The organism is Chania multitudinisentens RB-25 (genome assembly GCF_000520015.2).
GTDB lineage: Bacteria > Pseudomonadota > Gammaproteobacteria > Enterobacterales > Enterobacteriaceae > Chania > Chania multitudinisentens.
In genome coordinates, this window is the sequence record NZ_CP007044.2 from 1,577,677 (window position 1) to 1,598,608 (window position 20,932).

The following is a 20,932-nucleotide window of genomic DNA, read 5'->3' on the forward strand; positions in this document are numbered from 1 at the left end:
GCATGACCTCTTACTGTGCCTGAACCCGCAGCTCGGCGGCGCTTCGACTACGGTGACCCAATAATGCTTTGACATCACTGGACTTCGGCTTAACCAGAGCAAACTTCGGCGCCCATTCCGGCCAGTGGGCAAGTATCTCTTCGGCGCGCGATGAACCGGTCGCTTGTACGTGCTCGGTAATCAAGCCACGCAGGTGCTCCTCATGGATGGCCAGTTGATCGACGTCCAACACTTCCACCAATTCTGGGTTAACACGTTTACGGAATTCACCATCTTCGTCCAGCACATAAGCGAAACCACCGGTCATGCCAGCGCCAAAGTTGATACCGGTTTTGCCCAGCACACAGACGATACCGCCGGTCATGTATTCACAACCGTTATCACCGATACCTTCCACCACGGTGATAGCCCCGGAGTTACGTACCGCGAAACGTTCACCGGCACGGCCTGCGGCGAACAGCTTGCCGCCGGTAGCGCCATATAGGCAGGTGTTACCCACGATGCTTGCCTCATGGCTGCGGTAGGCTGAGCCCACCGGAGGGCGCACGGCAATGCGGCCACCGGCCATGCCTTTACCGACGTAGTCGTTGGCATCGCCGGTCAGAGTCAGCTCCACCCCGCCGGCATTCCAGACGCCAAAGCTCTGGCCTGCGGTACCGGAGAAGTGCGCTTTGATCGGATCGGCGGCCATGCCTTGATCGCCGTGCAACGTAGCAATCGCACCTGATAACGTAGCGCCCACGGAACGGTCGGTGTTGCGGATATCAAAATAGAAGGTCTTGCTCTGTTTAGCTTCCACATGAGGCATCGCCTGTGCCAGCAGATCCTTGTTCAGCAAGCCTTGATCGAACGGCGGGTTGCTGCTTTCGGTGCAATGCAGGGCTTTGCCCGGATGTGGCGTGGCGGTTTTCAGCAACGGCGACAGATCCAGTTTGTTCTGCTTGGCGGAGATCCCGTCCAGCTCGGTGAGGAACTCGGTACGGCCAATCAGATCGACCAGTTGGCTAACACCCAGCTCGGCCATGATTTCGCGGGTTTCCCTGGCGATAAAATGGAAGTAGTTAGTTACCCGTTCTGGCAGGCCGTGGTAATGATCGCGGCGCAGTTTTTCGTCCTGAGTAGCGACACCGGTAGCACAGTTATTAAGGTGGCAGATACGCAGGTATTTACAACCCAGCGCTACCATTGGGCCAGTACCGAAACCGAAGCTTTCGGCACCCAGGATCGCAGCTTTAACAATGTCGACGCCGGTTTTCAGGCCGCCATCTACCTGCAAGCGGATTTTGTGGCGCAGGCCGTTGGCCACTAATGCCTGCTGGGTTTCTACCAGGCCCAATTCCCACGGGCAACCGGCATATTTCACCGAAGACAGTGGGCTGGCGCCGGTGCCGCCATCGTAACCGGCAATGGTGATCAGATCGGCATAGGCTTTTGCCACGCCGGTAGCAATGGTGCCAACACCCGGCTCGGAAACCAGTTTCACTGAGATCATGGCTTTCGGATTGACCTGTTTCAGGTCAAAGATTAACTGCGCCAAGTCTTCAATCGAATAGATATCATGATGCGGCGGCGGCGAAATCAGGGTAACGCCCGGCACCGAATAACGCAGTTTAGCGATATAGGGTGTGACTTTATCCCCTGGCAACTGGCCACCTTCACCTGGTTTGGCACCCTGAGCGACTTTAATCTGGATCACATCGGCGTTAACCAGATAAGCCGGTGTTACACCAAAGCGGCCAGAAGCCACCTGCTTGATACGGGAAACTTTGTGGGTGCCGTAGCGAGCGGGATCTTCACCACCTTCACCAGAGTTGGAGAAACCGCCGAGGCTGTTCATGGCGATCGCCAACGATTCATGAGCTTCTGGGCTCAGCGCCCCGATGGACATGGCGGCGGTATCAAAGCGAGTGAACAGTGATTCAGCCGGTTCTACCTGATCAACCGGGATCGGCGTACCCTGTGGTTTGATTGCCAATAGATCGCGCAGTGTGGCAACCGGGCGCTCATTCACCAGTTTGGCATAAGCCTGATAATCGTGGTATTCACCGCTATGCACCGCTTTTTGCAGGGAATTCACCACATCCGGGTTATAGGCATGATATTCGCCACCGTGAACGAACTTCAGCAGGCCACCTTGCTCCAGCGGCTTGCGTTTCAGCCACGCACGTTTGTTCAGGTTTTGCAGATCCTGTTGGAAATCACTGAAGCTGGCACCGCCAATACGGCTGACCACACCTTGGAAGCACAAATCGGAGAGTTCACGGTGCAGGCCAACGGCTTCAAACAATTTTGAGCAACGATAAGAGGCGACTGTAGAGATGCCCATTTTGGACATGATTTTGTACAGCCCTTTATTGATGCCGTTACGGTAATTCAGCATCACATCGCGGTATTTTTTGTCGATCGCTTGGCTGTCTACCAGTTTGGCTAGGGTTTCGTAGGCCAGATACGGATAGATGGCGGTAGCACCAAAGCCCAGCAGTACGGCAAAATGGTGCGGATCGCGCGCGCTTGCCGTTTCAACGATGATGTTGGCATCACAGCGCAGGCTTTTTTCCACTAAGCGGGTCTGGATAGCACCCACGGCCATTGGAGCCGGGACCGGCAGGCGTTGGCTGCTAATGGCGCGATCGGATAAAACCAGCAGCACTGCACCATCACGCACTTTGTTTTCTGCTTCGTCGCATAAGGCACGAATCGTTTGCTCCAGTTCCTGCTCGGCGGGATTGAAGGTCAGATCGAGCGTGTCAGCGCGATAATGTTCCCCTTCCAACGTGGTGAGCTGTTTGAAATCCGAATACAGCAGAATTGGCGATTTGAAACTCAGGCGATGGGCCTGACCTTCTGCTTCGCAGAATACGTTCATCTCGCGGCCGATGCTGGTTGCCAGAGACATCACATGTGCTTCACGCAATGGATCGATTGGCGGGTTGGTCACCTGCGCAAACTGTTGGCGGAAGTAGTCATAAATGATGCGTGGGCGGCTGGAAAGCACGGCAAACGGGGTGTCATCCCCCATGGAGCCGGTGGCTTCCTGACCAATCTCACCCAGTACGCGGATCACTTGGTCCAATTCTTCGCTGCTATAGCCAAACTGTTTTTGATAGGTCTCAAGCGTAGCGTCATCCAGTTCGCGGCTACCGACCTGGTCGTCTGGCAAGTCTTCAAACGGCACCAAACGCCTAACGTTTTTCTCCATCCATTCTTTGTAGGGGTGGCGGCTTTTCAAATCGTCATCGGTTTCGGCAGAGTGCAGGATCTTGCCGCTGCGGGTATCGATCACCATCAATTCACCTGGCCCGACGCGGCCTTTTTCGATCACTTCATCCGGCTGGTAATCCCAGATGCCGACTTCAGAAGCGCAGGTAATCAGTTTGTCTTTGGTGATCACGTAGCGCGCCGGGCGCAACCCGTTACGATCCAGGTTACAGGCAGCATAGCGGCCATCGGACATCACGATGCCTGCTGGGCCGTCCCACGGCTCCATGTGCATTGAGTTGAAGTCGAAAAACGCTCGCAGGTCGGTATCCATATCTGGATTATTCTGCCAAGCAGGTGGCACCAGCAGGCGCATGGCGCGGATTAAATCCATACCGCCTGCCAGCAACAATTCCAGCATATTATCCAGCGAGCTGGAGTCGGAACCGGTCTCGTTAACGAAAGGCGCGGCGGCTTGTAAATCCGGGATCAGCGGCGTTTGGAATTTATAAGTACGGGCGCGGGCCCACTGGCGGTTACCGGTGATGGTATTGATCTCGCCGTTGTGCGCCAGATAGCGAAACGGTTGTGCCAGCGGCCAACGCGGCACGGTGTTGGTGGAAAAACGCTGGTGGAACAGGCAGATGGAGGATTCCAGGCGCAGGTCGGCCAGATCCAGATAAAAACGTGGCAGATCCGTCGGCATACACAAGCCTTTATAGATCGTCACCAGGTTGGAGAAACTGCACACATAGAAGCTGCTGTCCTGAACTCGCTTCTCAATGCGACGCCGTGCCACAAACAGGCGGCGTTCCATATCGCGCGGGCGCCAACCTGCCGGGGCGTTGACAAAAATCTGTTCAATACGTGGTAGAGAGGAGAGGGCTATCTCACCCAGCACATCCGGGTTGGTTGGCACTGCACGCCAGCCGACAATCGACAGCGTTTCGTTCTGCAACTCTTCTTCAACGATGCGGCGGCTGGCGCGGGCTTCTTCTTCATCGGTGCTCAAGAACATCATGCCAACGGCGTAGTTTTTCGCCAAGCGCCAACCGCGTTCTTCTGCCACCATGCGGAAAAATCGGTCAGGTTTCTGTAATAACAGGCCACAGCCGTCACCGGTTTTACCGTCGGCAAGAATTGCCCCACGATGCTGCATGCGAGCCAGTGCGTGAATCGCCGTTCGCACCACTTTGTGGCTAGGTTCGCCTTCTATATGGGCGATCAGGCCGAAACCACAGTTGTCCTTCTCTTGGGATTTATCGTACAACATGCTCAGTGAACCTCCCCAGGCTTTGCGTGACTCTCACAACCGCTCACGAGGGGCTTTCTTGATGTTTGGCAGAAACCCGAACGGCGAAGTTATTCGTGCCGATCTGCTTTTCCGCCCTCCATCAATGGCCTCTCGTGATGGTTCTCACAAGTGGTAAATGACTTGTTTTAAGAGGGAGTCTTAAATTGCTGCATAAATATGACGAGACGTTTGCCCGTCCAGAACGCTTCCAGCGGACTTCCAACTTATACGAGAAAGAATACGCAGGTCAAATATAGGCTTAAGCGGGTTCCGAAAGGGATTTTTCTAGGTTATTTTTTTGAAAAATAAGATATTTCAGACTTTTTATCCCTTAGAGAGCGGTTGAGGGAAGAATGAAAAAGTGTGAGCTGACTCACTATGGTGCAAGGTTTGAATCTCTGCACCATGCTGGCAAGAGAGTTAATGTCAGAATTTTATTCTATTAAATATATATATATCGTTTTTTGTAACTGTTTTTCATCATTTAGTCATAAGGGTGCGAATAACAGCCGCAATATTAGAAAGATTAATGGCAGGTAGGGTGATTTTATTTGCATTTATAATGAATAGTTATGCTTTAACCGGCCTTTGGAGAAAAGCGTTGATCTCTGTCATCGCGGGAAAAGCCACCTTTTATTAACATCATGGGCTTTGAACACAGAGAAGTACCAAGATTATGCAGTTGCCGCAATTAGTCAATATGTTTGGCAGCGATCTTCAGCGCCGCTACGGTGAAAAAATCCATAAACTGACGCTGCATGGCGGGTTTAGCTGCCCGAACCGCGATGGAACGCTTGGGCGTGGAGGTTGTACTTTCTGCAATGTGGCGTCGTTTGCCGATGAAAAAATGCGGCAACAGGGGATCTCTGAACAGCTGGCGATACAGGCGCAACAGGTAAAACGGGCGAAACGTTATCTGGCTTATTTCCAAGCCTATACCAGTACTTATGCAGAAGTGGAACTGTTGGCCAACATGTATCGACAAGCGTTACAGCAGACAGAAATCGTTGGCATCTGCGTCGGCACCCGGCCAGATTGCGTACCCGAAGCCGTGCTGGATTTGCTGGCTGGCTACCGTGAACAAGGGTTTGAAGTATGGTTAGAGCTGGGCTTGCAGACCGCGCATGATAAAACGCTAAAACGTATCAACCGTGGCCACAGTTTCTCCTGTTATCAACATACCGCACGGCGGGCACGTGAGCGCGGTTTAAAGGTGTGCAGCCATCTGATCGTTGGCCTGCCTGGGGAAGCCTATGCGGAACATCTCTCAACGTTGCAGGCGGTGGTTGAGAGTGGGGTGGATGGCATCAAACTGCACCCGCTGCATATCGTCACAGGCAGCATCATGGCACGCGCCTGGCAGGCTGGCCGCCTTCCTGAACTGGCGCTGCATGATTACGCTGCCAGTGCCGGTGAAATGATCCGCCATACGCCGAAAGACATTATTTATCACCGCGTTTCTGCCAGCGCACGCCGGCCGACGTTGCTGGCACCATTATGGTGCGAAAACCGCTGGAATGGTATGCAGGCAGTGGGGGAGTATTTGCAACAGCATGGTGGGCAAGGCAGTAGGTTGGGCGGCGATCGGGTTTATCTGGCCTCTTTATAGTTGCAGATTAGCGTGCGCCTTGGCCTGAGTGCGCTGCAAATCCCTTTGTGCCTGCAAATTCAATAGCAGCCGTGCGGCTAGCACGGTGGCTGCCAGCTTACCATCTTCCAAATTTCTATTAGCTCGACGTCACACCCAAACGGAAGAGAAAAGTTTACGGTATGATTTAAAGGATTATCTCTGATGGGAAGAGCTCATGAAGCAAATTCGGGTGTTGGCCCAATACTACGTTGATTTGATGGTCAAGCTGGGGTTGGTGCGTTTTTCGCTGCTGCTGGCTTCGGCGCTGGTGCTGCTGGCCATGGTGGTGCAGATGGCGGTCACCATGCTGTTGCGCGGTGAAGTAGAAAGCATCGATGTAGTACGTTCCATCTTCTTTGGCCTGCTGATCACCCCTTGGGCGGTCTATTTTTTATCGGTGGTGGTGGAGCAACTGGAAGACTCGCGCCAGCACCTGGCCCGGCTGGTGGATAAGCTCGAAGAGATGCGTCATCGCGATCTTGCACTGAATTTGCAGATGAAAGAGAACATTGCCCAGCTTAATCAGGAAATTGCCGATCGTATCCAGGCAGAGGAAGATCGCCAGCAGGTGATGGATAAACTGACCGAAGAGATGGGGCAGCGTGAGCAGGCACAGGTGGAGCTTGGCCAACAATCTGCGTTACTACGCTCTTTTCTCGATGCTTCGCCGGATTTGGTTTATTACCGTAACGAAGACAGAGAGTTTTCCGGCTGTAACCGGGCAATGGAACTATTGACGGGCAAAAGTGAAAAACAGTTGGTTGGCCTGACGCCGTTTGATGTTTACAGCCAGGATGTGGCCGAGAAAGTCATCGAAACCGACGAAAAAGTGTTTCGCCATAATGTTTCTCTGACCTATGAGCAATGGCTGGTCTATCCAGACGGGCGCAAAGCCTGTTTTGAACTGCGCAAGGTGCCATTTTATGATCGCGTAGGCAAACGACACGGGCTGATGGGTTTTGGCCGCGATATAACGGAGCGTAAGCGCTACCAGGACGCGCTGGAGAATGCCAGCAGGGACAAGACCACCTTTATCTCAACGATCAGCCACGAGCTGCGTACGCCGCTTAATGGCATTGTCGGGTTGAGCCGCATCCTGCTCGATACTGAACTGAATGATGAGCAACTGAAATACCTGAAAACTATTCACGTGAGCGCCATTACCCTCGGCAATATTTTCAATGACATTATCGAGATGGACAAACTCGAACGGCGTAAAGTCCAGCTTGATAATCAGCCGGTCGATTTTACCGGCTTCCTGGCCGATGTGGAAAACCTCTCAGGTTTGCTGGCGCAGCCAAAAGGTTTGCAATTCGTGATGGAACCGCAACTGCCCCTGCCACAGAAAATCATTACTGATGGTACGCGCCTGCGTCAGATCCTGTGGAATCTGATTGGCAATGCGGTGAAATTCACCCAGCAGGGGCGGATTGTGGTGCGCGTACGACATGAAGGCCAGGAACGGATGGTGTTTGAGGTGGAAGATTCCGGTATGGGCATTCCGCAGGATGAGCAGGATAAAATCTTCGCCATGTACTATCAGGTGAAAGATCGGAACGGTGGGCGGCCTGCGACCGGCACTGGGATCGGTCTGGCGGTTTCCAAGCGGCTGGCGCAAAGCATGGGGGGGGATATCACCGTAAAAAGTGCGCAGGGGCAGGGTTCTTGTTTTGTTTTAACCATCACGGCTCCGGCGGTGGAGGAAATAGTCAGTGAAGTTCAGGCAGAAGAGGAACTGCCGCTACCCGCATTGCATATCCTGTTGGTGGAAGATATTGAACTGAATGTGATCGTTGCCCGTTCGGTGTTGGAAAAACTGGGTAATAGTGTGGAAGTGGCGATGAATGGCCATGATGCGTTGGCGATGTTTGACCCGGATGAATTCGATCTGGCGTTGTTGGATATTCAGTTACCAGACATGACCGGCCTGGATATTGCCCGTGAGCTGCGTGAGCGTTATGCGGGCCGCACGCTGCCACCATTGATTGCGCTGACGGCTAATGTGCTGAAAGACAAGAAAGAGTATCTTGATGCCGGTATGGACGATGTGTTGAGTAAACCGCTGTCGGTGCCCGCGTTGACCAAGATGATCAAACATTACTGGGATCATCAACCCCTACATACTACAAAGAAAACGGAGCAAAAGGCGATGCAGATTAATGAATCGTTACTGGATACCGCAATGCTGGAACAGTATATGGAACTGGTGGGTTCACAGTTGATTTATCAGAGTCTGGACATGTTTGAACAGGTGATGCCGGGCTATCTGGCGTTACTGGATTCTAATATGACGGCGCGGGACCAGAAAGGGATCACGGAAGAAGGCCACAAGATTAAAGGTGCAGCTGGCTCTGTGGGGCTAAAACACTTGCAGCAATTGGCTCAACAGATTCAGACACCGACTTTACCGGCATGGTGGGATAACGTGCAGGATTGGGTGGATGAACTCAAACTGGAATGGCGTAACGATGTGGCGATGCTGCGTGCCTGGGTAGATAATGCTGAAAAAAAATGACCCCGACCTAGGCCGGGGTGCGCGAATATTGCGCCAACACCAGGGAAATTGTGAACCTGCGTATTGGTTTTCAATGTTCAGGTCAAGCAGGTTGTGGAAAATTCGGATACATCATACCGCGAATAACATAGCAAATGTAAGCGCTCTTGTTAGAAGATTCATTAAAATGTGTGATGTAGTTAGTGTTTGCAAGCTGCAAACCCTTATCTATCGGGGCTTCAGATTGGGAGAAGATTGATGAAACAGGTTGGCGTGGTACTGAGTGGCTGTGGTGTTTATGACGGTACGGAGATTCACGAAGCTGTTCTCACTTTACTGGCGTTGGATCGGGCCGGTGCGCAGGCCGTATGCTTTGCGCCAGACAAGACGCAACTCCATGTTATTAATCATTTATCTGGCGATTTTTTGCCTGAAACACGTAACGTTTTAATCGAATCTGCACGCATTACTCGAGGGAAGATTCAGCCTCTTTCTCAGGCTGATGTCAATAAACTGGATGCTCTGATCGTTCCTGGTGGTTTTGGTGCTGCGAAGAATCTCAGCAATTTTGCCGAGGAAGGTGCTGAATGTTCCATTGATGCAGAATTGGCAAAGATCACTCAAAAAATGCATAAGGCACATAAACCAATTGGTTTTATGTGCATTGCTCCTGCCTTGTTACCGAGAATATTAGGCCAACAAGTTCGTTTGACCATTGGTAACGATCCCGACCTTGGTGAAGTGATCGACGCTATGGGGGGAGAACCAATAGTTTGCCCCGTTGACGATATTGTGGTCGATATTGAAAACAAAGTAGTCACAACACCAGCTTACATGTTGGCACAATCGATCGGTGAGGCTGCCCGCGGTATTGATAAACTGGTTGCACGGGTGCTGGATCTCACTGAATGATCAGAGTGGCTTTTCTCTGGCTGTGGTATTGGCTCAAGCGAGGCGTGCTGGTTGTTGTTGGCCTGTGGCTGGCGGGCATTGTGCTGTTCGCTTTTTTGCCAGTACCATTTTCAGCCGTGATGGTAGAGCGGCAAATCAGTGCCTGGTTAAGTGGTGATTTCAGCTACGTTGCGCATTCGGATTGGGTTCCGATGGAGGAGATTTCGCCGAACATGGTTCTGGCCGTGATCGCGGCAGAGGATCAGAAATTTGCCGGGCACTGGGGTTTCGACGTGGCGGCAATTGAGAAAGCGCTCAGTCACAATGAACGCCGCCCGACACGCATTCGTGGTGCTTCCACGCTCTCCCAACAGACGGCGAAGAATTTGTTTTTATGGGATGGGCGCAGTTGGCTGCGCAAAGGGCTCGAAGCTGGGTTGACGGCGGGAATTGAGCTGGTTTGGACCAAGCGTCGTATTTTGACGGTCTACCTGAATATTGTCGAATTTGGTGAAGGAACCTTCGGAGTAGAGGCGGCAGCCCAGCGTTTTTTCAACAAACCGGCCAAACGGTTGACGGCCGCTGAGGCGGCGTTGCTGGCAGCGGTTCTGCCCAACCCGCATCGTTTTAAGGTCAATGCCCCTTCAGGATACGTGATGCAGCGCCAGCGATGGATTATGCACCAGATGCAGCAATTGGGTGGAAAAGGATTTCTGGCAGAAAATGAGCTGAAATGAGTTGGTTTGACTGAGCGTGCCGCCCTTTTTATGAAGCAGGCCGGGGTGGTGCATCAAAGCAACGACTGATGCTTCCCCGGCACTTTCTGGTTATTTCACATAGGTAAAGGCCGTTGTCACGTGCCTTACCCCACTGATCTGGCTGGCAATCTGTGCTGCTGATTGCCCTTCTTTTTGCGTGACCAGCCCCAGCAGAAACACCTCGCCATTCTCGGTTGTCACCTTCACGTTTGAAGATTTAACGGTATCGCTGGTCAGGAGCTGCGAACGGACTTTAGTGGTAATCCAAGTGTCTGAAGAAGCCGTTCCCAGGCTGATTCGCGGCCCTTGGCGGATTTCGTTATAGACCTCTACAGCACCGTCTACGCCGAGAGCAATCTGCTTCGCACGGCTGGCGAGTTCGGTATTCGGGGCCTGGCCGGTCAACAATACTTTGCCCTGATAAGCCGTTGCGACAACGCGCGCTTCTTTTTTCAATTGCTGATCTTTACTCAGGGCATTTTCAACCCGGGCCTCCAACGTTCCGTCATCAACCTGCGTCCCTATGCTACGTGGGTCGGTGGCCGTCTTGGTGGCAACAGCGGCACTGCCAACCACAACCGCACCGACACAACCTTGTAACAGCAGGGCGCTGAACAGCACTACCAATGTTGTTTTCAGCTTCATCTCAGTTCCTTTAGTCGTCCTGGTGGGGGAACAATGTGTTATCAATCAGGTCGCATAGGCAATTTACGGTAAGCATATGCATTTCCTGAATACGGGCACTGCGGTGAGAGGGAATGCGGATCTCAACGTCTTGCTGGCCGAGTAAACCTGCCAGTTCCCCGCCGTCGTAACCAGTGAGCGCCACAATGGTCATATCCCGTGTTACGGCGGCTTCAACCGCTTTCACGATATCACGGCTATTACCGCGAGTGGAAATGGCCAGCAAAACGTCACCGGTTTGGCCCAGTGCGCGAACCTGCTTGGCATACACTTCATCATGCAGGCGATCATTGCCGATCGCGGTCAGCACCACGTTATCGGCATTCAGTGCGATGGCGGGCAGGCTAGGGCGTTCGTTTTCAAAGCGATTAATCATATTGGCGGCAAAATGCTGGGCATTGGCGGCAGATGTCCCATTGCCGCAGCACAGGATCTTATTGCCGTTCAACAATGATTGAACCAAGGTCAGCGCCGCACGCGATATGGCGTCAGGCAAAGCTTCTGCCGCAGCGATCTGGGTTTGGATACTTTCGGTAAAACAGACTTTGATTCTATCCAGCACGTTGTTTTTAATCCACTCAGTCAAAGGGCCGGTTTGCACCGGTACACTCATTATATTGCATGTTGCCGCGTTACTTGGCTTCATCGGAGCATTAATGCTCAATCCGCATTGAAGGCATTTGGTATCCATTCTAACTGGCTACCGGTGATCGCAAAAACATCAAAACGGCAAGATGATGTATCAAAACTGGCTCCGCGCCCAGCCAACCAGACTGCAGCGGCATGCAACAATCGCTGTTGTTTGCGGTACGTCACGCTGGCAGCAGCATCACCAAAGGTGGCGTTACGCCGATAGCGTACTTCAACGAATACCCAGGTTTGGCCATCGCGCATGATAAGATCGAGCTCACCACCTCGCACCACCACATTGGCCGCCGTGAAGGTAAGCCCTGCGCGCTCCAGATAGCGGCGGGCCTGTATTTCATAACCCGCCCCTTTGGCTCGTTGGCTCAGGAGACTGGAACGACCATGCCCTGGTGGTATTGCAGCCACGTCAGTTTCCTGGTGATCACGCAGTTGGGTGACGAACTCAGCAAACCTGTGGCACCAGAAACCTGGAATCCTGGGAGCTGGCGCATTTCAGCAAAGTGATTGGCTAATGTCCAGGCATCCATTCCCATCGCGTAGAGGCGTACCAAGGAATAATCGTTGCGGAACTGGGCACTGACCTGCTGTTGCAACTGCGGATTAGTTCCTGCCAACAGTGGGATATCACTGAATTGCAAGCCTTCCATTTCCAGCCGGAAATCCGGGCCAGCTCCTGCCTGATAGCTGCGTGAGCTAGCGAACAGCGCTGGCTTGCTGCGTGAACTGGTGGTCATGTCGATCATCGGTTTGATCAGGGTGAGTTGATCCTGTGTGGCAACAATATAAACCGCATCAATGCCACCGCCAGTGGCCGCAGGGATATCACTCGGCGGAGCCGGGATGGTCAAACCAGCGATGGTGACCGACTGTTGTGCTGGGGCGGATGCTGTGACAGGAGTACCGGTCATACGGATACCCCCGCCGTTGACCATGCGGCGCAGATCACTGGTAGAGTCAATACTCTGTTGCAACACGGTTTGCCCCCCCTGGGTTTGCCACTCCTCGGTAAAGGCTCTGGCGATACGGTCACCAAAGGCACCGCGAGGAAGCAACAGCAATGGCTGGCGCTTCTGTTGCTCCCAGATGTGGCGCGCCGCATCGCGGGCTTCATCTTCTGGGGAAAGCGCAAAGTAGCAGATATTGGGGCTGTCTTGCGGTTGTTCAGGCTGGTTGAGAGCCAACACATTCAGCGTGGTTGGCGTGGTAGCGAGCTGGTCGACATTGGCTTTGAGTAACGGGCCAACCACTAACGTTGCTCCTTCCTGCTGGGCCTGAGCAAGTAGTTCCGGCAAGGGCTGGCTGGAGGTATCGTATACCTTTACCTGTGCGTTGACGGGCTGCGTTGGCATGACGGGAGCGGTGGATGGTGTGGCCAGCTCCGTGACAATATTGGCAGAAGTGCTCACTGCACCGTTGGCATCAGGGGCCGCGGCGGTGGTTGCCTGATCGGGATTATTGGTCGGCGGTGGGGGTTGAACCGGTGTGTTGAGTACCAAACCGTTTTGTGCCGCGGTAAAACCCTGCTGGATAGCATCGGCAAACACTTTTGCCTGACCATTCAACGGCAGCAGTAGCGCAATGTGTGAGGTAGAAGCCTGGCTAAAGTTCGACACCTGGTTCAGTTGGCTCGGCAGATTTTTGGCCGCCGGGTTTTGCGGATAACGGTTTTGCCAATCTTTGATGCCTGCTTTCAGCAGGTCAGGGTCTTGTTTGTTATCCTGATAAACACGCAACAGATCCAGCCAGCCTTGCAGCACGTTTTCATCGGCATTGATCACCAGGCTGTTCATCTCTTCCGGCGTAAGGCCAAGTAATGCCTGCCAGGTTTGATCCAGATTATCCTGCTGTACGTTGATCGCCAGCAGGGGTTCCAGAGCGATATAGGCGCGGATCAGCGAGAGAGAAACCTGGCCCTGACTGGCCGCAATCTGCGCCTGATACAGGCGTACCAATTGATTGGATGACAGTGCCTTGCTATCGATACTGTTCAGTGAGTCGCGTGCCGCACCGTAATTTTTTTCGGCAACCTGCAACTCAGCGATCAACAACTGGCGTTCGACCAATTGCTGGCTGTTCATATCTTGCAGCAACGTATTCAGCAGTGCACTGGCCTGCGGCAGTTGGCCTTCGCGGATGAGTGCGCGAATAGCAAGTAATTGCCAGTCAGCCTTGTTATCATCACTGCTTTGCTGCAACTGTTGCAGATAATAATCGGAGTTAGCGCTCGCTTCGCCCTGTATATTCGTGGGGGGAGTTTGCGGAGCCTGGCTCGGACAGCCCGCTAACAACAGGGCGGCCAGTACAACAGGAATCAAACGCCCTGTTTTGATACTCATGAATGTTGAGGAAAGCATACTGTATCCAGTGATGTTTTTTTCAAGATGCTCAATATTAAATCGGCAATCCGGATGAAACAATGAATCAACACCAACAATCAGCCATTTTGGCATCAACGCTGTACGTGGTGCCGACCCCTATCGGTAACCTGGGGGATATCACATATCGGGCACTCGAAGTACTAAAAAGCGTCGATCTGATTGCGGCGGAAGATACACGCCATACCGGGTTGCTGTTGCAACACTTTGCGATTAGCGCGCGGTTGTTTGCGCTGCACGACCATAACGAACAGCAAAAGGCAGACCAATTGCTGGCAAAATTGCAGGAAGGCCAGAGCATAGCATTGGTTTCCGACGCTGGCACGCCATTGATTAACGACCCTGGTTATCACCTGGTGCGCCGTTGCCGTGAAGCGGGTATCCGCGTTGTGCCGCTGCCGGGGGCCTGTGCCGCCACAACGGCGCTGTGTGCGGCAGGAGTGGCATCCGATCGCTTCTGCTATGAAGGTTTCCTGCCAGCGAAAACCAAAGGCCGTAAGGATACTCTGCTGGCGCTGGCAGAGGAACCGCGCACGCTGATTTTCTATGAATCCACTCACCGTTTGTTGGAAAGCCTGCAAGACATGGTGGCTGTATGGGGGCCGCAACGCTATGTGGTTCTAGCCCGTGAACTGACCAAAACCTGGGAATCGATCCATGGAGCCCCCGTGGGGGAACTGCTGGCCTGGGTACAGGAAGATGAAGTTCGCCGCCGTGGCGAAATGGTATTGATTGTGGAAGGGCATAAAGCGCAGGAAGACGATCTCCCATTGGAAGCGCTACGCACGCTGGCATTGCTGCATAAAGAGTTGCCGCTGAAAAAGGCGGCGGCCTTGGCAGCGGAAATTCATGGTGTGAAGAAAAATGCGTTGTATAAGTACGCACTGGAGCATCAGGGCGAGTAAAGCTGTTGACCTGCCGTGGCCGCGACGCTACTATCCGCGCCGGAGTTGACCAGACAGTCGCCGCTTCATTGCCGTCCTCTTCGGGGGAGACAGATGGAGGGGAGGAAAGTCCGGGCTCCATAGGGCAGGGTGCCAGGTAACGCCTGGGGGGCGCAAGCCTACGACTAGTGCAACAGAGAGCAAACCGCCGATGGCCCGCGCAAGCGGGATCAGGTAAGGGTGAAAGGGTGCGGTAAGAGCGCACCGCGCGGCTGGCAACAGTCCGTGGCACGGTAAACTCCACCCGGAGCAAGGCCAAATAGGGGTTCGCAGGGTACGGCCCGTACTGAACCCGGGTAGGCTGCTTGAGCCAGTGAGCGATTGCTGGCCTAGAGGAATGACTGTCCACGACAGAACCCGGCTTATCGGTCAACTCCACTTCTATTAAAAACAATGGGTTGGTGTGTCCTGTCTGCATTTCACTTAAAGTGAGATACAAGATGGGATACACCGACTGTTGTTCTCTTCCTTACACATTTCGTAGGAACGGTACGTTCTACCTCTACTTTCGATTGTCTGGTAACCACTTTTTCAGGTCTTCTTTAGGTTGCCATGATGTCACGAGAGCTAAATTTTTAATCACTAGATTAATGTTTTACGTTTCGTTGTTGAAACTTGGTAGGATGGATAGCAATCAGTTGAAGATGATTGTGAGAAAAATTAGGCAGTTCATTCAAAATGATATCGATATTTTTTGCTAAATAATGATCCGAATATCGCTACACTTTTGCCAGCCCATGTTTACTTCTGGGGAATGGGCTGACAGTTTCCATAAAATGGCGGACTTTTTTCAGTAATTGCCACATGGTGCGGCATTGATGATTACGGGTGATTGTCTCATGTAACGCCTGCCATAGCCGCTCAACATGATTCACCCACGGTGAATAAACCGGCTGATATATCACCCTGAATTTCGGGTTTTCCTTCAGCCAACTCTGTGTTTCCCGGTTTTTGTGGATGATGTAGTTATCCACGATGAGCGTGATTGTTTTTGCCAGCCGATACGTCGCCTTCAGATGTATTAACAGACTGATAAATAAGACTGAGCTTTTGCTGTTGCCGCCCACATAGCTGACTTTCCCTGTTCTGCTGTGTAGTGCGCCTGCCAGATAGTATTTTTCATTCTGCCTGGGCGTCACTACGCGTTTCTGCTGACCGCGTACCTGCCAGTCGGCACCGATTTTTGGATTGAGATGGATATTCACTTCATCTTCGTAAAACACCGGATTTTCTGCGCTGCATTTCTCCAGCGATTTATGGATTACCGCCATTTTTTCTTCTTTGTGCGGGTCACGAATATGTAGTGTAGGTGCGGCGTCCACGTCCGGGGGAAAGTGATTCCAAATCGTCGATGCCATAAAGGATAAACCAGTTAATCCAGCGAATAATGGAAGAGCGTGCACAGCAAAGCGTTCTGGCGGCCGCGCTGACAGGCTCTCTCCGGTGCAACATCAGCATGGCGGTCAGCCTGCATGCATGGTTTTTGTCGCGTGTTCTGTGAATCGTTTTTTGCATCAGGCGTCGTTCACTACGAGGTATTGGTGCTATTATCGGCATCGCTCAGCCCGGTTGGTGATTTGTTTCTTTTTGGCGATTGATCAGATCGCCCAATCTGGGCTGAGTTCCCTTCAAGCGATCTACTATTCGGAACGCTTATCTAGTAAAAGACAGAGGTAAGTATTCTTTAGATGATAATACTTAGCGTTATGATGGTTCGAGTATTAGTCAGCATTGCCCAAATTCACTATTACAAAGTGATGTTCAGCCATATGAGTTAATATCCATAGCATATAAAAGCATCGACTGGACTCACGTAGCTGGCACGTCAGGGTACAGCATATGGGATGAACGCGTATTCTAGTTATAAAAGGCCGCTTACAAAGCGGCTTTTTATGTATATTTATCTGGGGTGTATTTCCAAGATAAATAGAAAACCACAATAATTGATATTATTAATAACCTCCCACTATATTCCGGTATAAATACCACATACAGCATATACAATAAAACAAGGACAACAATTGGAAGGAAATTAAGGAATATAGTAAATGCGAAAATCTTAACGTATTTTAAGATGAAGTTAATCATGCTCTTTATTATTTCTAATATTTCTATAATCATGAGTTGATAATCCCCTCTAATATTTCAATTTTTTCCTCAAGCGTAGCGTTATATTTACTCTTAAATTTCATTATCAGCCCTGTTATAATTGGATCTACATATATATATAACATCTCAATGTTGTTAATATATAGTATATTATAATAACGAGGTTCAAGCATCCTTAGTTTTCTTGCAGCCATAGCTGCTTTTTGAACTTGTCCATAAAATGTAACAGCTGTTAAAGCTAATGTTCCCTTTTTATACGTGTGCTTTCTGATTGAGGCTAAAATCTCAGGTGAACCAGATAAAGATTTACCTATTGTATAAGCGATAGCTTTCTTTGTTAGCATTCCCGCAACTAATCCTGCAAATAACTTGCTTGTCCCTCTTGCTTTTGATTTAACCTCTCTTTGAGTTCTATCCTCATCATCTAAAACAAATTCAACATATAAAGTCAGCATATACAGAAGTATATCTCTTTTTCTAAATAACTCCCAAATACCTAAAACATACCGTTCGTCTTCTATTTTTATTTCTTGGCAAACATCTTCATATTTATCTATGAAGCATGATGTTCGCCAGGAAAGCCTTTCAAAACCATCATATAATACCTCAGTTGTATCAATTGCTTTTTCGTAGACACCCTTAACGCCTTTATCAAGGGATATAGCCATTTTTCTTTCAGCCTGCATGTGTTGCCTAAGAATAGAACTATAGTCCATTAAACATGTTCCTTTATATTTTCGATGGTGAGCACTAAAAACCATTATATCTCTAATGTATACGTCAACGCTATCCTTAATCAAACGAGGCGTTACGACATCAGTGATGTTCCAATTGCGTTTTATGGTGGAAAGACTCAAATCCAATTCAGTAGCAGCTTTAGATGGAGCTTAACCCTTGTTCTTTGGCTTGCTGTACACGTTTATAGGTATCTGTAGCAGCAGGTCGGCCTAACTTATTACAATTTTGCCACGTATTTCGGAGTATTTACGACGTAATTGTTACAGAATGGCGAACCGGGGAGTAACATAATAGTGTGCCCACACCAGGGAACCCCGGTTTCGTCTCCCTTTAGTTGGTGTATAGAGCCTGTAATCAATAACCCCGCGCAGTGTGAGCTGCACGGGGTTTTTTACATTTATCGGGCTAGAGCGGTAAATCAATCAGTAAGGCGCGCAGCGGTGTTTCGGCCTGGATGGTCAAACGGTTTTCTTGATGGATAAACGCACCATCTCCGCAGGTCAATGTTTGGCTATCATGGTGTTCACCGGTTGCTGAAAATGTGCCGTGGATCGATTGCAGATAAGCGCGAGGCCCGTTCAGCGCTAACTCCTGTAATTCACCAGCTTGTAAATCCAGGTGATGAATCCATACTTGTTGCCGTAGTTGCAGGCTACCTTGCACGCCATCGGGTGAAGCCAGCAGCGTATGGGGTTTTGGTAGCAGGCTCAGGCACTGTATGCGTTCATTACTGCGCTCCGTGCAGGCGTCCAGCCACAGTTGCATGCGGGTGAGGGGCGTGGTGCTGCTAAGATTTTGCTCGCTGTAACTGAGCCCATTTTGCGTTGCCAGCAACAAGGCTTCTCCGGCTTCAGCGCGTATGGTATTGCCCTCGCTGTCGCGGTATTCCGCTTCTCCTTGCAGGATCAAGTTCAGGATATCTACGTTGGGGTAGATACGTGGCTGGAATGAAGCTGCTGGTGCCAGCACTTCTTGATTCAATACCCGTAACGAGGCGTAACCCATCAGTTTCGGATCAAAGTAATGCCCAAAGGAAAACGTATAGCGAGCCTGTAGCCAACCAAAATCAGCTTGCCCGCACTGTTGTGCTGTTCTACATGTAATCATGGTGATTGGCTTTCTAAAATATTAGTTACCCAAATGGTAAGCATCTGGACGCTGGATTGTTAGCAAGTTAATCTGGTTAGTATATTCAAATTTCCTGAAAGAGAGTTTTAATGGCCAGAGATCGTGCGTTAACGCTTGAGGCGCTAAGAGTGATGGATGCGATTGATCGCCGTGGCAGCTTTGCCGCTGCCGCTGATGAACTGGGCCGAGTCCCTTCGGCACTCAGCTATACGATGCAAAAATTGGAAGAAGAATTGGATGTGGTGCTGTTTGATCGTTCAGGGCACCGTACCAAATTCACTAATATCGGGCGGATGCTGCTTGAGCGTGGGCGTGTTTTGCTTGAAGCCGCAGATAAGTTGACCACGGATGCTGAAGCGTTAGCCCGTGGCTGGGAAACCCATTTGACCATTGTCAGCGAAGCATTATCACCCGCCTACAAACTGTTTCCGCTGATCGACAAACTGGCGCTGAAGGCCAACACACAGGTTTCTATCTTTACCGAAGTGCTGGCGGGTGCCTGGGAACGTTTGGAGCAAGGGCGTGCTGATATTGTTATTGCACCAGACATGCATTTCCGCGCGTCATCGGAAATCAATACCCGCAAGCTGTATCAAGTGATGAGTGTTTATGTGGCGGCGCCAGATCATCCGATCCATCAGGAACCCGAACCACTGTCGGAAACCACGCGAGTGAAATACCGTGGTATTGCGGTGGCTGATACGGCAAGAGAACGGCCAGTCCTGACCGTGCAGTTGCTGGATAAACAGCAACGCCTGACGGTGAGCACCATTGAAGATAAACGCCGCGCTCTGCTGGCAGGATTAGGCGTAGCCACCTTGCCGTATACGATGGTGGAAAAAGATATTGAAGCAGGGCGTTTGCGGGTGGTTGGGCCGGAATACAGCCAGGAGGCCGATATTATTATGGCTTGGCGGCGTGACAGCATGGGGGAGGCTAAATCCTGGTTCCTGCGGGAGATCCCCCGTCTGTTTGCCCAACAGGGGAATCATTAGCCTCATCTGATAGACATCAGCGGAAATGCCGATCGCGCCCATGTGGCGCATGCAAATCCTGTTCTGGCCCAATAGAAACAATGCCGTGCGGATTAAGAGTGGCATGGCTGCGATAATAGTGATGGCGGATATGGGGCATGTTGACCGTATCAGCAAGGCCCGGCATCTGATAAATATCACGCAGGAAACCGTACAAATTAGGGTAATCGCTGATGCGCTGTTGATCGCATTTGAAATGGGTGACATACACCGGATCGAAGCGAATCAGCGTGGTCCACAGGCGCAGATCGGCTTCGGTCAGGCGTTCACCGGTCAGGTAGCGCTGCTGTCCTAATATCTGCTCCAGTCGTTGCAACGCGGCAAATACGCCGTCTACTGCCTCATCATAGGCAGCTTGGCGGGTAGCGAAACCGGCTCTGTATACTCCGTTATTCAGCGAATCGTAAATCCAGCTATTTAGCGCATCAATCTCTGTACGCAGTGCCAAAGGATAATAATCGCCTGCGCGGGCGCCGATGGCGTCAAATTCACTGTTGAACATACGGATGATGTCAGCAGATTCGTTGCTGACGATGGTCTGCTGCTGTTTATCCCATAGTACTGGCACGGTGACACGGCCGCTGTAATGTGGATCTGCCCTCAGGTAGAGCTGATACAGAAAATCGGAATGGTAAAGCGTATCTCCAGTGGCGGCGGGGAAGTCTTTCCCGAAGGTCCAACCGTTTTCCAGCATCAGTGGATGTACGATGGAAACCGGGATTATCTGCTCCAAACCTTTCAGCTGGCGCATCAGCAAGGTACGGTGTGCCCAAGGGCAGGCAAGGGAAACATACAGGTGGTAGCGATCTTTTTCTGCTTTAAATGTTGTTTGCCCATCCTCACCCAAGTGATTTTCTGCCGTGACCCAGTGACGAAATTGTGAGGTTGAACGCTTGAAATGGCCTCCGGTAGAGGTGGTGTCATACCAGACGTTTTGCCAAACACCATCAACGAGTTGCCCCATAGGAACCTCCTGTATATCTGAGCAAGCAAGGCCAAAAGGCCCG

At 51.3% G+C, this 20,932-nt stretch carries 14 protein-coding genes, 1 other RNA gene and 1 pseudogene; 7 read left to right on the forward strand and 9 right to left on the reverse strand.

The genetic code is table 11. The features are described 5' to 3' along the window. Positions 1–10: 10 nt before the first annotated feature. Complete coding sequence (gene gltB / locus Z042_RS06930) at positions 11–4,471, reverse strand: glutamate synthase large subunit (RefSeq protein WP_024911118.1); 4,461 nt, start codon at positions 4,469–4,471, stop codon at positions 11–13. Between the two features lie 697 nt (positions 4,472–5,168). On the opposite strand from gltB, the gene mnmL reads away from it, so the two are divergent. From mnmL to mtgA, 4 genes are all read left to right on the forward strand, one after another. Further along, on the forward strand, positions 5,169–6,101 hold the full coding sequence (gene mnmL / locus Z042_RS06935; RefSeq protein WP_024911119.1) for a tRNA modification radical SAM protein MnmL/YtqA: 933 nt from the start codon (positions 5,169–5,171) through the stop codon (positions 6,099–6,101). 196 nt (positions 6,102–6,297) lie between these two features. Beyond that, on the forward strand, positions 6,298–8,637 hold the full coding sequence (arcB, locus tag Z042_RS06940; RefSeq protein WP_024911120.1) for an aerobic respiration two-component sensor histidine kinase ArcB: 2,340 nt from the start codon (positions 6,298–6,300) through the stop codon (positions 8,635–8,637). A gap of 237 nt (positions 8,638–8,874) precedes the next feature. After that, positions 8,875–9,528 carry an isoprenoid biosynthesis glyoxalase ElbB gene (elbB, locus tag Z042_RS06945; protein WP_024911121.1) on the forward strand — a complete coding sequence of 218 codons (654 nt, stop codon included), beginning with the start codon at positions 8,875–8,877 and terminating at the stop codon, positions 9,526–9,528. Then, positions 9,525–10,244, forward strand: a complete 720-nt coding sequence (mtgA, locus tag Z042_RS06950) for a monofunctional biosynthetic peptidoglycan transglycosylase (protein ID WP_024911122.1) — start codon at positions 9,525–9,527, stop codon at positions 10,242–10,244. Before elbB ends, mtgA begins: the two co-directional genes overlap by 4 nt. A 90-nt stretch (positions 10,245–10,334) precedes the next feature. On the opposite strand, the gene dolP is transcribed toward mtgA, so the two are convergent. From dolP to Z042_RS06970, 4 genes are all read right to left on the reverse strand, one after another. Then, positions 10,335–10,910 (reverse strand): division/outer membrane stress-associated lipid-binding lipoprotein, encoded by a 576-nt coding sequence (gene dolP, locus Z042_RS06955; protein WP_024911123.1) that lies wholly within the window; start codon positions 10,908–10,910, stop codon positions 10,335–10,337. Positions 10,911–10,920: 10 nt separating this feature from the next. Beyond that, positions 10,921–11,511, reverse strand: coding sequence for a DnaA initiator-associating protein DiaA (diaA, locus tag Z042_RS06960; protein WP_024911124.1), 591 nt, complete (start codon positions 11,509–11,511; stop codon positions 10,921–10,923). Between the two features lie 98 nt (positions 11,512–11,609). Beyond that, positions 11,610–11,963 (reverse strand): YraN family protein, encoded by a 354-nt coding sequence (locus Z042_RS06965; RefSeq protein WP_024911125.1) that lies wholly within the window; start codon positions 11,961–11,963, stop codon positions 11,610–11,612. Then, complete coding sequence (locus Z042_RS06970) at positions 11,960–13,951, reverse strand: penicillin-binding protein activator (protein WP_024911126.1); 1,992 nt, start codon at positions 13,949–13,951, stop codon at positions 11,960–11,962. Before Z042_RS06970 ends, Z042_RS06965 begins: the two co-directional genes overlap by 4 nt. A gap of 62 nt (positions 13,952–14,013) precedes the next feature. Here Z042_RS06970 and rsmI point away from each other — a divergent pair, with 62 nt between their 5' ends. Next, a complete protein-coding gene (gene rsmI, locus Z042_RS06975; protein ID WP_024911127.1) occupies positions 14,014–14,877 on the forward strand; it encodes a 16S rRNA (cytidine(1402)-2'-O)-methyltransferase in 864 nt (287 codons plus the stop codon). A 41-nt stretch (positions 14,878–14,918) separates the two neighbouring features. Then, positions 14,919–15,297: RNase P RNA component class A (rnpB, locus tag Z042_RS24675), an RNA gene on the forward strand. A gap of 338 nt (positions 15,298–15,635) precedes the next feature. Here the strand turns inward: rnpB and Z042_RS06980 are convergent. The 3 genes and pseudogenes from Z042_RS06980 to Z042_RS06995 form a co-directional block, all read right to left on the reverse strand. Further along, positions 15,636–16,473, reverse strand: a pseudogene (locus Z042_RS06980) (IS630 family transposase). Positions 16,474–17,033: 560 nt separating this feature from the next. After that, complete coding sequence (locus tag Z042_RS06990) at positions 17,034–17,741, reverse strand: hypothetical protein (protein ID WP_024911129.1); 708 nt, start codon at positions 17,739–17,741, stop codon at positions 17,034–17,036. A gap of 427 nt (positions 17,742–18,168) precedes the next feature. Then, on the reverse strand, positions 18,169–18,870 hold the full coding sequence (locus Z042_RS06995; protein ID WP_024911130.1) for a pirin family protein: 702 nt from the start codon (positions 18,868–18,870) through the stop codon (positions 18,169–18,171). 110 nt (positions 18,871–18,980) lie between these two features. Between Z042_RS06995 and Z042_RS07000 the strand changes: the two genes are divergently transcribed. Continuing rightward, positions 18,981–19,886 carry a LysR family transcriptional regulator gene (locus Z042_RS07000; protein ID WP_024911131.1) on the forward strand — a complete coding sequence of 302 codons (906 nt, stop codon included), beginning with the start codon at positions 18,981–18,983 and terminating at the stop codon, positions 19,884–19,886. 16 nt (positions 19,887–19,902) lie between these two features. Here Z042_RS07000 and Z042_RS07005 read toward each other — a convergent pair whose 3' ends face one another. Then, positions 19,903–20,889 carry a glutathione S-transferase family protein gene (locus Z042_RS07005; RefSeq protein ID WP_024911132.1) on the reverse strand — a complete coding sequence of 329 codons (987 nt, stop codon included), beginning with the start codon at positions 20,887–20,889 and terminating at the stop codon, positions 19,903–19,905. Positions 20,890–20,932: the final 43 nt, after the last annotated feature.

What these genes read in the sequence shown, in the direction of transcription:
- Z042_RS07005 (WP_024911132.1), bottom strand. Translation starts at nt 20,889, where the DNA reads ATGGGGCAACTCGTTGATGGTGTTTGGCAAAACGTCTGGTATGACACC.
- Z042_RS06995 (WP_024911130.1), bottom strand. Translation starts at nt 18,870, where the DNA reads ATGATTACATGTAGAACAGCACAACAGTGCGGGCAAGCTGATTTTGGT.
- dolP (WP_024911123.1), bottom strand. Translation starts at nt 10,910, where the DNA reads ATGAAGCTGAAAACAACATTGGTAGTGCTGTTCAGCGCCCTGCTGTTA.
- mtgA (WP_024911122.1), top strand. Translation starts at nt 9,525, where the DNA reads ATGATCAGAGTGGCTTTTCTCTGGCTGTGGTATTGGCTCAAGCGAGGC.
- Z042_RS06970 (WP_024911126.1), bottom strand. Translation starts at nt 13,951, where the DNA reads ATGCTTTCCTCAACATTCATGAGTATCAAAACAGGGCGTTTGATTCCT.
- Z042_RS07000 (WP_024911131.1), top strand. Translation starts at nt 18,981, where the DNA reads ATGGCCAGAGATCGTGCGTTAACGCTTGAGGCGCTAAGAGTGATGGAT.
- elbB (WP_024911121.1), top strand. Translation starts at nt 8,875, where the DNA reads ATGAAACAGGTTGGCGTGGTACTGAGTGGCTGTGGTGTTTATGACGGT.
- rsmI (WP_024911127.1), top strand. Translation starts at nt 14,014, where the DNA reads ATGAATCAACACCAACAATCAGCCATTTTGGCATCAACGCTGTACGTG.
- mnmL (WP_024911119.1), top strand. Translation starts at nt 5,169, where the DNA reads ATGCAGTTGCCGCAATTAGTCAATATGTTTGGCAGCGATCTTCAGCGC.
- arcB (WP_024911120.1), top strand. Translation starts at nt 6,298, where the DNA reads ATGAAGCAAATTCGGGTGTTGGCCCAATACTACGTTGATTTGATGGTC.
- Z042_RS06990 (WP_024911129.1), bottom strand. Translation starts at nt 17,741, where the DNA reads ATGGACTATAGTTCTATTCTTAGGCAACACATGCAGGCTGAAAGAAAA.
- gltB (WP_024911118.1), bottom strand. Translation starts at nt 4,471, where the DNA reads ATGTTGTACGATAAATCCCAAGAGAAGGACAACTGTGGTTTCGGCCTG.